10 protein-coding genes are annotated in these 12218 nt (G+C 47.0%); all 10 read right to left on the bottom strand.

Features of this window, described 5'->3' with window-relative positions; all coding sequences use genetic code 11:
• Positions 1 to 40: 40 nt before the first annotated feature.
• The 10 genes from secF to ACWHYD_RS04485 all read right to left on the bottom strand — a co-directional run bounded on the left by secF (position 41) and on the right by ACWHYD_RS04485 (position 12180).
• Positions 41 to 961, bottom strand: a complete 921-nt coding sequence (gene secF / locus ACWHYD_RS04530) for a protein translocase subunit SecF (RefSeq protein WP_447964730.1) — start codon at positions 959 to 961, stop codon at positions 41 to 43.
• Between the two features lie 158 nt (positions 962 to 1119).
• Positions 1120 to 2754, bottom strand: a complete 1635-nt coding sequence (secD, locus tag ACWHYD_RS04525) for a protein translocase subunit SecD (RefSeq protein WP_447964729.1) — start codon at positions 2752 to 2754, stop codon at positions 1120 to 1122.
• Positions 2755 to 2773: 19 nt separating this feature from the next.
• On the bottom strand, positions 2774 to 3097 hold the full coding sequence (yajC, locus tag ACWHYD_RS04520) for a preprotein translocase subunit YajC (RefSeq protein ID WP_447964728.1): 324 nt from the start codon (positions 3095 to 3097) through the stop codon (positions 2774 to 2776).
• 41 nt (positions 3098 to 3138) lie between these two features.
• On the bottom strand, positions 3139 to 4344 hold the full coding sequence (gene tgt / locus ACWHYD_RS04515) for a tRNA guanosine(34) transglycosylase Tgt (protein ID WP_447964727.1): 1206 nt from the start codon (positions 4342 to 4344) through the stop codon (positions 3139 to 3141).
• A gap of 1 nt (position 4345) precedes the next feature.
• The gene (argS, locus tag ACWHYD_RS04510; protein ID WP_447964726.1) at positions 4346 to 6127 is read right to left on the bottom strand and encodes an arginine--tRNA ligase; all 1782 of its coding nucleotides are present in this window, start codon (positions 6125 to 6127) and stop codon (positions 4346 to 4348) included.
• Between the two features lie 68 nt (positions 6128 to 6195).
• On the bottom strand, positions 6196 to 6891 hold the full coding sequence (locus ACWHYD_RS04505; RefSeq protein ID WP_447964725.1) for a glycosyltransferase family 9 protein: 696 nt from the start codon (positions 6889 to 6891) through the stop codon (positions 6196 to 6198).
• Between the two features lie 388 nt (positions 6892 to 7279).
• A complete protein-coding gene (gene mobA, locus ACWHYD_RS04500) occupies positions 7280 to 7900 on the bottom strand; it encodes a molybdenum cofactor guanylyltransferase (protein WP_447964724.1) in 621 nt (206 codons plus the stop codon).
• Between the two features lie 64 nt (positions 7901 to 7964).
• Entirely contained in the window at positions 7965 to 9839 is a 1875-nt protein-coding gene (locus tag ACWHYD_RS04495) for a c-type cytochrome (protein ID WP_447964723.1), read from the bottom strand.
• Between the two features lie 13 nt (positions 9840 to 9852).
• Positions 9853 to 10821 (bottom strand): c-type cytochrome, encoded by a 969-nt coding sequence (locus ACWHYD_RS04490; RefSeq protein ID WP_447964722.1) that lies wholly within the window; start codon positions 10819 to 10821, stop codon positions 9853 to 9855.
• Positions 10822 to 10866: 45 nt separating this feature from the next.
• A complete protein-coding gene (locus tag ACWHYD_RS04485; protein ID WP_447964721.1) occupies positions 10867 to 12180 on the bottom strand; it encodes a c-type cytochrome in 1314 nt (437 codons plus the stop codon).
• Positions 12181 to 12218 lie beyond the last annotated feature (38 nt).

Genomic DNA, 12218 nt, shown 5'->3' with positions numbered 1-12218 from the left:
CTCCTTTTTCCTTGCTGTCAAGAAACAGTAACAGAGAAGTCTATTTACCTCGACCTAATAGCTTTCCCTCTGCACCAGGCCACAGTAAGAGGAGCGGACTCGCGACAAAAATCGAGGAATAGGTTCCAATGAGAACGCCCAACAATAAGGCCAAAGAAAAATCGTGTAACACTTCTCCTCCCCAAATGGTCAATGGAACCAGGACCAGAACAACAGTCAACGTCGTAATTAATGTCCGGCTTAAGACCTGATTAATCCCGTTATTGATCATCGTCGTCGTCGTCTCACGTCTCCTCTGTCGAAGATTTTCACGAATACGGTCGAACACAATCACGGTATCGGTCAAAGAATATCCTGCCAGGGTCAATAGGGCCGTCACCACCAGCAACGTAATTTCGGTATTCAACAAAAAATAAATCCCCAATACTGCAAGGACGTCATGAAATGTGGCAATGGCCGCAGCCACGCCAAAACGAAACTCAAAACGAACGGCAACATAGAGAATAATTCCTGCGAGCGAAAGTATAACGGCAATCAAGGCATCTTCTTGTAGTTTCTTCCCAATCGTGGGACCTATTGACGTACTGGAGTCCACCACAAACCCATGATCAGGAAATTCAGCTTGAAAAGCCTGAATGATATTCTTACTGACGCCCTCTTCAATTGTGGTTTCAGTTTTCACGCGTATCAAAAGTTTTTGATCCTGGGGAAACTCCTGAAGTTCCGCGGCACCCAATCCATGGGCATCCAAGGCTTTCCTGGCGTCGGCAATCAGGAGGGGCTTATCAAACTTCAGTTGGACGGCCGTCCCCCCGGCAAAATCAATCCCCAAATTGGCCCATCCCACCAGAATGGCGATAACGGCCAACAATCCCAGAGAAACCAGAAAGCCTGATACCATGAAGGCAATGTTCCGCTTTCCCATAAAATCAATATCTGTTTTCCCCAGAATTTCCATCATAATCTATCAGCGCTCCTCCCCAAAGAATGTCTCATGCCCATATGCTTGCGTTGACGCCCCGCATGAAAGAATGCTCAAGCCCAATAAATCCGCATGTCTATTCTCCCACCAACCACGACAATTAAGCTCACGAAGCACTTCTCAATCCAGATGACCCATTAGATACTGAGCGTATCCAACTTTCGTCGATTCATGAAATCAAATACCACCTTTGTCCCGACCAACGCCGTAAACAAGTTAATAGCAATGCCCAAGCACAAGGTCACCGCAAACCCCTTGATGGGTCCGGTTCCAAATAAAAACAGTGCTAACCCGGTAATCAGGGTCGTCACATGGGAATCGACGATTGTTAAAAAGGCCTTATTATACCCACTATCTACGGCTAAACGAACGGGGCGGCCCTGACGAAGCTCCTCCCTAATTCGCTCAAATATCAAGACATTGGAATCGACTCCCATTCCAATAGTCAAAATAATTCCGGCAATACCCGGCAAAGTTAAGGTGGCATTGAGCCCAGATAAGGCTCCCAGCAAACAAATTAAATTAAGAAAAACGGCCATATTCGCAATGACGCCGGAAAGTCGGTAATACACAATCATAAAGATCAGGACCAACGACCCGGCAATAATAGTTGTTCGTAACCCTTTCTCAATTGAATCCTGTCCCAGTGAGGGCCCCACGGTTAAATCCTGCAAGGTTTTTAACGGTGCCGGTAATGCACCGGCCCGGAGCACCACAGCCAGATCATTCGCTTCTGCCGTGGAAAAGGTACCTTCAATGATCGCTCGTCCGCCGCTGATCCGATCTCGAATGACCGGCGCTGAATACACCTTTCCATCCAAGACCACAGCCATCCGCTTACCGATATTGGCAGCCGTCAGCTCATCAAATTCTCGTGCCCCTTTGCTGTCAAAGGTAATACTGACAATCGGCTCATTGAACTCACCAATTGACACGCGTGCATCCTGCAACACATCCCCAATGAGAACCGCATCTTTTTTCACAAGATAGGGAATACTATACGCCCGCCCATCGGGTTCCGAAACCGCCGTTTCAAATAGAATTTCTGCCCCTTCAGGAATTTTTCCTTCCAACGTCTTCCGTACCGTGTCTTCTTGGCCTTTTTCCACTTGAGGCGGTAAATCCAATGCCGCCTTGGACTCCTCCAATAATTTAAATTCCAAGAGAGCCGTTTCTTGAATGAGATCTTTAGCCCGTTGAGGGTCCTTGACCCCAGGCAATTGAATTGCAATTTGGTTGAGCCCCAACCGCTGAATGAGAGGTTCCGCCACGCCAAATTCATCAATCCGGTTTCTGAGGGTTTCAAGTGCCTGATTGATGGCTGAAGTTTTAACTCGCTCTTCCTCGGTGTCTCGGAGTTCGTATACTAAGCGCGTTCCCGCTGGATTTTGCGACATAAAGTTCGGGAAAGACTCATCGAGAAGCGTTCGGACTGCCTCCCCATCCGCCTCTTGTTGAAGGGTGATGACAATCATTTTCGAGCCCTCACGACGCACACCCTCCACCTCGATTGCCTTATCCTTCAGCAGATCCTCGACAGCCTTTCGAATTCGATCAACGGCAATCTCCACCGCACGCTCCTCTTCTACTTCCAGGACCAGGTGAATTCCTCCCTGAAGATCCAGGCCCAAGGAGAGTCCGCGATGACTCAATACCCTCTTGACCCCATCAGGTAACGACTGGAACAGACCTGGAAACGAAGGAAGGGCCAGGATGGCGGACACCACCGTGACCACGAAAAGGAGAAACAACCTCCCACGAAGCTTTTTCATTCATCTACCCCTTGATCCATCATGATTCATTCGACGTACGGATGCTCGCGACATGATCGCGTTGCAACCGGATTTTTGTATTATCCGCGACTTGTAGGGTAGCCGTTTCCTTATCCAAATTGGTCACGGTTCCCCAAATCCCTGAAGACGTAATCACCTTATCGCCTTTTTTGAGGCTATCCAACAATTCCCGTTGTTTTTTTTGTCGACGTTGCTGCGGCAAAATAAGCAAAAAATAAAACACTACAAAAATTAGAAGAAAAGGAATGAGCGATAATAAGCCGGCTGAGGATTCGGGGCCGGCTCCTCCGGCTTGGGCCCAGGCATAGGAATCTAAATTCATAAGTACCTCAATGTAATTGTTTCTGTGGTCAATCCATTCGATCAGGTCGTCACATCCTGAATGAGCGTTTCACTCGGATCACATTCGCGTCGCCGGTAAAAATCTCTCCGGTAGTCGTCAAACCGATTCGCGCTGATAGCTTGTCGTAACTCCTTCATGAGCGAGCCATAATACCAAAGATTATGGACCGTATTCAGACGTACACCCAACATTTCATGCGATAAAAACAGGTGTCGCAAATATGCCCTGGAAAACCGTTGGCATACAGGACAACCACATTCGGCATCTATGGGATTTGGATCACGAGAGTAGCGGGCCTGTTTAATCAACACCTTCCCTGTAGAGGTAAACAGCCAGCCAGTTCTTCCATGCCGGGTCGGGATGACGCAATCAAATAAATCCAATCCTCGGCCTACCCCTTCCACAATATCTTCAGGAAGCCCAACTCCCATTAAGTAACGCGGGTGGCTAGGGGGAAGCTGATCAATTACCGTCTCGATCATGGTCAACATGGCTGGCTTTTCTTCCCCCAAGGATAATCCACCCAAGGCATACCCATCCATGTTCAGATTAACCAACTCCTGAGTCGACTCTTCTCTCAACTGGGTAAAAACTCCACCCTGAACAATTCCAAATAACCATTGGTGCTCTTTTCTCGGCACCACCGCACATCGCTTGGCCCACCTGGTCGTTCGCTGTACGGCTTCACGCGCTTGCTGCTCGGTACAAGGAAAGGTCGGACAATGGTCAAGAACCATCATAATATCGGATCCAAGTGCGACTTGGATGGCCATACTTTTTTCCGGTGAGAGTAAATGCCACGCACCGTCGATATGGGAACGAAAGCCGACTCCCTCCTCCGTCACCTTACAAAGATCTGCCAGGCTCACCATCTGGTACCCACCACTATCAGTCAAAATCGCTCCTGACCATTGCATAAAGGCATGAAGCCCTCCCAGAGATTCAATGAGTTCATGGCCAGGTCGCAAAAAGAGATGATAGGCATTCGCCAAAATCATATGAAACCCGCATTCGCGGACTTCCTTCGGGTCCAGTCCCTTGACCGTCCCCTGTGAGCCAACCGGCATAAATGCCGGAGTCTCGATCTCTCCATGGGCGGTAAATAATCGTCCAACCCTCGCACGACCCGAAGGCACAGTATGCTGAATATGGAAACGATTTGGACCTGACTGTGAGATGGATGGCTCTTGAGGCATTATCTTCGCGAATGCTTGACCTTCACGCACGTTACATTTTCTCCGGTGCGGATATTCCCAGGAGAGATAGCCCATTACCAAGAACCGTCTGGACTTGCCGAAGCAGGGCTAAGCGAGCAGCGGTCAAATCCGGCGAAATACTTTCGTACCTGAGCTCCTGATTCAACGTTCCAGTATTCCCACTTGTCTCGAATTTAATATTTTCTCCCCTACCCCCAGTGTCCCTCTCAGGATCCAATGAGGGAAGGACCCGATTTTTGTTGTAGTAGGCATGCAATTGCGCAGCAAGCTCTTGGAGATAAAACGTCACCCGATGAGGCTCTAACGCGAGAGCACTGCTTTCGACCACCAAAGGATACTGTGCCAATGTTTTAATAAGCCCTAACTCTTCATCCTGAATCAATAATGCCTGCTTAACGTCCTGGATGACCGGAAGGCGTACTTGGCGTTCCTGGGCAACTCGAAAGAGACTGGCCAATCGAGCATGCGCATACTGAACATAATAGACGGGATTATCCGAAGACTGTTGTTTGGCTAAATCCAAGTCAAAATCCAAATGCGTATCGGCTCGTCTCATCAGGAAAAAGAACTTAGCGGCATCTGGACCCACCTCATCAATCACCTCGCGTAGGGTCACAAATTCACCAGCTCGCTTCGACATCTCAATTTTTTGCCCACCACGTCGCAGACTCACCATTTGCACCAAAACGATCCGCAAAGTCTCCTTGGCAAAGCCAAACGCTTGAACTGTGGCTTCCATCCGTGGAATATAGCCATGATGATCAGCACCCCAAATATTTATTAAGGTATCAAACCCACGTTCTAATTTTTGTCGATGGTAGGCTATATCGGCCGCTAAATAGGTATAGCTCCCATCCTGTTTTTGAGCCACACGATCTTTTTCATCTCCAAACTGAGATGAACGAAACCACCAGGCTCCCTCCTCTTCTATGAGCAGCCTTTTCTGTCGAAGTTCGTCCAACGACTGTTGAATAAGACCAGTCTTATGCAGAAATGTCTCGCTAAACCAGGTTTCAAATTCAACACCAAATGTGGCCAAATCTTCTTTGATTCGATCCAAAAGCATCTGACTGGCCAATTGCGCACAGAGTGTCTCCGCCTTTTCCGATGATTCATCCAGTAAGGTTTGCCCATGAGTCTTCGCCACCGATTCAGCCACAATTTTTATATAGTCTCCATGATAGCCATCCTCAGGAAACGATGACGGTTTGCCCCAATGCTCTCGATAACGGGCATGGACGGAACGGCCCAACAACTGTAATTGGCGACCGGCATCGTTAATATAATATTCACGAAAAACCGAAAATCCGGTAGATTTCAATAAGCTGGCAATGGCTTGCCCCAATGCAGCACCTCGTCCATGGCCGACATGCAACGGGCCTGTCGGATTCGCACTCACAAACTCCAGGAGGATGCGTTTCCCTTTTCCAATGTCGCTGGTTCCATATAACGATCCCTTGTCCTGAATCATCCGTAGGACTTGAATCCACCGGTGGGGATGGAGGGTCAAATTCAAAAATCCTGGAGGGACAACGTTAACGTGGACGAATAGATCTGAAAACTGCGCACGAAGGCCTGCTGCCAACAGTTCGGCTACATTCAAAGGTGGTTGTCGAGCTTGTGAGGCCAATGTCATTGCGACACTAGAAGAAAAGTCTCCCCATTCCGGCCGTTTAGGAGGTTCCACAACGATGGTAGGAATCGTATCCACCATTAACTCGCCGGATTCCTTGGCCGTGCTAAGGATAACCGCAATTGCCTCAATGACTTGGTTTTGGAGGATTTTCTCCACGCTGAAACATCCTATCTCCGCAGAATATATGGGTTTTTCAATGGCCGCGGCGAATGTAGCACAGCATTCTAACCAAGGCAAGGCACAGTTAAGTCTTCATCAACGCACTCAAAGGCTGGGTAATTTACGGCTGTCTTCACTCCACATAATACCTCTTCAACCTTTCCGAGGACTTCAAGTGGAGAAACAGAAAGACATTGTCTATCCATACAACCAGCAATGGACGTCTTACCAATGCAATGACAGGATTTTCGTATAATGGTTACATGAGCTCCCTGCGGCGCCCATTTTGCCGGATCGGTTGGCCCAAACAACAATACGGAAGAAATGCCAAAGCTTGCAGCGAAATGCGAAAGTCCAGAATCATGCCCAATAAATATTTGGGCATATTGTAAATATTTTGCGACCTGAAGCAGATCCATTCCGGTAAGAGTGGCATACTCAATGTCAGTCAGTAACCCTTGCACATTTCGAAGAGAGTCAATATCTGCGGGTCCTCCTACAAGACAAATCTTCCGTTTCGGATTCGTCCTCATCAGGCCATTTACAATACTCGCCCAAAACATCGGAGAGGCACATTTATATCGACAACCGCTTCCAACATGAAGAACAATAAGTGGCTCCTTGATGGGAGAATGGACTCTTAACGAGAGTGATTTGTGGAAAACAAGATGCCGTGCAGGCCTCTCATGTGCTCCTATGTCACTACGGACCTCTGTCGTCCTAGCCCAAGGTTGAAGTATTTCAACATACCGATCAACCATATGTTTATTTATCAATGTCGGGTCACGAGGGGACCGAAGAATACAGTTTGGAATTCCCGCAGTCTTCAACCAACTTAACCAAATTCCGTCTGTGTCCTCTAACCAACATATGGCTCTATCGCAACGACGGAGAATCGACAGAAAATTCTCTTGAAGGGAGTCATTTTCCACACGATATGCCAAAAATTCCAGTCTATCAAAAGAATAGGCCTGATGAACCTCCTGCGTATGCACAAGTACCTCACCCAATTCCTTATGACCAAACCAAATTAGGCGATGGTCAGGAAATCTAATCTGCAATATCCGAAGAGCAGGCAGAGCTAATAATCCATCCCCTAATGCTCCAGGATGAATAATCAATAAATTGTGGCGGGCGGGAGGCATACTATTATTTCAGATGAGAAGCAGCTTTTCTAGCGAATTCATAATCAACGGGGGTATTAATATTCAAAAAAGAATACCCATGAGGATCGATATCATCGAATAAAGATTCCTCAACGATTTGGACCGAGAGAGATGAGTCCTGAATCAGGCTATGAATTCGAAGATTCCCGTCCTGAATCATCTTCTCCATTATGAGGGAGCAACGTTTGGAATATCGTGCATGAAGAGGTTGATATCCAGTTGAAAGATTGGCCATCACCACATCATTATCAGGTAAAGCGCACAGTCTTGAAATAACCGATGGATTTAAAAATGGCATATCACAGGCCACTACAAATACAGAAGAATGAGAGGCCTCCTTGATCCCGGTAAACATGCCCCCTAAGGAACCTGTATGAGGAATGGCGTCGGTCACTGATCTAACAGGGAGGTGTCCGCAAGGGTAATCTTCAATGGCAGTCACCACAATGATCTCATCAAATAATTCTACGAGGGTGAGGCAAACTTTATCGAGAAATTTAACCCCCTCCCATTCGAGGATTCTCTTATCTTTCCCCATCCTCCGGCTTTTCCCGCCTGCTAAGACTACACCGGAAATGTTTGTAAATTTTTTAATATTGGTCATAAAAAAAGGGGGTGGTTGCCCACCCCCTTCATTTTTTCGGATATTTCCGAAGTTCACATTTTCCTTAGACTTTACCCTTACGACGATTAGCCCGTCGGGTCAAAATCCACCCTTCAACAAGGACCAACCCAATGGCGGCCAGTGTTGGGTAAATATATGTTTCTTTTTCAATGGGTGGCTCTAACACGAGATAATAGAAAGCGGAGACTGCCATCTTTCGCCCGACATCCCCATTGTGACCATCCCAAACAAAGAAATTAATAGGAATATATTTTCCCAATTCAATGTAAGCATCTTCCTCATAGTCACCCTTGAGTGGGCGCGTTATGATAACCGTCCATCGTCCATCTTTCCATTCAGCTTTCACAGTTTTCAGTTCTTCGGTGAAATCGTCACGATCTTCGAAATCAACATCCCAACCTTCACCTTGGTACGCTTTCAATTCTCCATCAGCCGTCCATTTGGCGATGTCCACGGGAAATCCCTCATCTCCCCAGAAATATCTAGGCTTTCTTGGCGCAGGCAATTCCTGCCATTTTATTGGGAACTGAAAAGCCAGCCCGTCATTAAACACTTGATAGGCCGTTTGTTTCGCGGCAATCGATTCAGGGTGTTCAGGATCATCGGCAAATTTTGATCCTCCTGGTGCCTGTTCTTCTATACCGTAGTCTCCAAGATTTACCTCATAGGGTTCCCAGTCAACGCTATCTTGCTGCACACTCTTGGTCCGGTCATCCCAACGGAACATAAATGAGATATGGGTTTCATTGTACAAGGATTGAACCCACACATCGTCAATTCTTGTCACAAAGTTTCTTGGTTTATGGGTGATCTGCCCTCCCATGGCTACAATGCGACGGTCAACCAGTTTCCACCGTTCATCATGCTCGTCAGCCGGCAACTCTCCTTCGACAAACTTAGAAGGAACCACGAAATCAACTTTGGGTTTATCCGTAAGAGGATCAATTCCCCTGGGCTTTGCCGCTAGTAAAGCCGCAGCAATTTCATCCGTCACATTACCGCCGGCAATATCCACATCAACATCACGTTCACAAAGATGATTGACGTAATTGGCAATATGCCACCTGTCCTCTACAGTAGTATTATCTGCAAAAGATGGCATCGGCGTTCCACTTACCCCTGTGGAAAATGTCCGGAAAATGTTTTTTACATTATAGGCATCTTGTCGGCTGCCTCTGAAATTCCAGCATTTATGCCAATCCGCAGGTTGAATGGAAAAGCCCCAGTCATCTTTGAGATTAAAGGCATTCCCATCTCCCCGACCTTCTACCCCATGGCATTCGATACATTTCATTTCTTTTACTAACTCCGAACCGCGTTTGATTGATTCAGCCGAGGGAGCAACCGGTTGAATTTTATCCAATTGCAAAACATGGAATTCTTCAAATTCCGTATCCTGCCAACTACGATCCTTGACTAACTCAGTTGTCACAAAAGCCAATACATCTCTGCGTTGATCTTCGGTCAAAATACCCTCCCATGACGGCATGGCCGAACCAGGCAATCCATGGGTAACGGTTTGAAATAAATCCACGTCTATTAGGGGCAATTCACCGCTCGCGGTATGTCGGATTTTAAATGTCCCTGCATTAAAATTCCGTGGACGCGGCCATAATCGATCGGCTCCGGGTCCGTCACCAGCCCCCTCAACCCCATGACACCATACACATTTGGTGAAATACACTCGCTTCCCTGCTTCAACCTGTTCCGCAGATGGCGGGGCGGGGCGACTCCCTTCGGCAAATCCTTCCGCCATTTCCGCGTGGGAGGTGGTGGCTAGGCCTAGGCCACCAATCAGGAGACCGCAACTCAGAAGCCAGGCTCCTAAACCCCTCCTTCCATATTCGGCCGGTGTCGTCGTTTCGTTCATGACCATCCTCTTTTCAAAAAGTCCATTTTGGGATTTATTACCATTCATGTCCGCGTCCTCCTTATTCCCAAGTCCGCGGGTAATACCCGGTGTGCCAGTATTCAAACATGATGACTTTCCATATTTCATCAACGGTTAAATGCTGTTCCCACGGTGGCATAACTGATGCCCATGGGAACCCCTCACCAGGAAGACCAATTCCACCTTTAGCAACCCTCCAGAAAACAAAGGTTTCCTGTAGCTGAGCGATAGTTCCTGCATCCGTAAAATTGGCAGGTATTGGATTGAAGGCGAATGCCCAAAGACCACGGCCATTTAAATTATCCCCATGGCAAAAATGGCAATTTTGAAAAAAGATCTCCCCCCCCTCACGAACATGTTTGATGTAGCCTTTCGCATTGGGATCCCAGGGGTTATCTTCCGGATTTTTCACATCCTTCATTAATCGCCCCATATCCTGGCTGACGATATGAGCGTTGCTGTATGCCTGATCGTATTTCCCTTCCGTATTGATACGAAAAGGATTAGCCGCGGTTTGCAATACATAGGTTTTCCCATGCACTTTAGTTGTGGCCGGTGGGGCCGGATGCACAGTTCTTAGCTCAATTGGTTCATCAAAACTTGGTAGGAAGGAGTTGTAGGCAAATCCCCAGAGTCCAATTGGTAATAAAATCAATAGGGCCGTACGAACGAACTTGGTCAAACCCGTTTTTGCGTCCAACACATTGATAATTGGGCGCTTGAATTCTTCCCATTCCTGCTGTGACCCCGAAACCCACATAAAAATACCGCAAGCGGCCACGGTGCCATAAATAGCCCGCACACTAAATGGTATTGGTGGGTAAATTCGATATTTCAAATAAAACAAATTCACGAAACACCAGACAAAGATTCCTGCCCAAAACTTTGGCAATCCCATGCCTGCTCTCTTGAGAGAGTAATTAATAATAGAAAACACAAGGATGCAGATCGCCAACTCGGAAATCATCTGCATCGGCATGTAGCCTTCAACTAATTTAAGCCACGTCATTCTTCCTTACTCCTTATAAAGGGTTATACCCTAAATTAATATTTCTTATTCTTTTGGAGGTAAAGGTTGGCCTTCTTTTAATTGCGCCAAGTAATCGACCATCTTACTAAGTGCACCGCCTGTGAGCCTTACACCAAAGTCCTTTGGCATTTGATCGTCAGGAAAATCTTTCACCACGTAGGCACTTGGGTCTAATATCGATTCAGTAATGTACTCCTTTGGAGATTTTGCTTTACCCTTATAGTTGGGATCTTTAATCCGATTGGGAGCATTTGATCCCTCCATGAGAAGAGGACCAACTTTTCCCGTGGCTCCTTCAATCCCGGGAATGGTATGACAGGCAGGACAACCGGCTTTCATAAAGAGCTTGTCGTAAGGCTCGCTCCCGTCCGCTAAAAGATTCCCACCACCACCACCAGCTTCTTCTTCTCCACCAGCAGAGGGGCGATCGGCTTCTGGAATGAACTTTTCATATGAGGTAGCAATCACATCATAAGCAGGAGCTTCTTTTCCTTCCCTCGTATACATCCAGGTATCCACTGCTGCCATTTCGCCGATTGTTAAAGATATCGGTGGTTTATGAATCTTAGGCATGGGACTTACGGTATCATTTGATCCTTTGACCCCAAATCCCGTTACTACAAAACAACTCGGGCATGCATGTGACTCAGCAATGTATTCCTGAGCATTTGTAGCCGTCCCCGATCCTTCAAAAGCTTCCTTTTGTTCAGTAGTTCGAGCAGCGGCATTATTCATATGGTAATTTGGCTCTTTTAGTCTTTCTTCAGATCTTTCAGGAATTCCAAATAAATTAGGTGCCCGTTCACTTAAAAATCCCTGTTGGAACCCATGACACAACGGGCACTGGCCTTTCCCTATGGCTCCTTGGGTTTTACTTTGCCCAATCCCACCAAATATAATTTTTTCCCCTTCATCACCAAGTTGTTGCGGTGACATACTTTGGAAGTCTAACTTCACGACCGGTGGAGGAAATCCGCCCTCGACCTGAGGCAGCCAATTTCCGTACCCGGAAAGCGCGGCCGCCACAAAAAACATGAACCCTCCAATTTTCATTAGGGCACTGATATTCGGAAAATAGAGACCCATAATAAAAGACATGATTGTGATCATGACAAGGGAAACCGGCAGCAACCGACTTTCCCCTTCAAAATTATGGGTATAATTGGAAATAGCGATAAACGCTAAAAAAGCACAAAAAATTCCAATTATGGTCTGAAAACTTGCCCTTTTCTTTTTTTCAGGATCCGAAATAGTTGCCTGGAAATACAGCAATAGCCCAACCAGCATCAGTAATACTGGCCAACCCATTCCTATCGCCCGTCCCAATAACTCAACCACAGTGCAATCCTCCAACTTGGGGGCTGCCTAATGCAGCC

It is taken from the genome of Nitrospira sp. Ecomares 2.1 (assembly GCF_965152585.1).
This window is presented reverse-complemented; position numbering and strand designations above follow the sequence as displayed.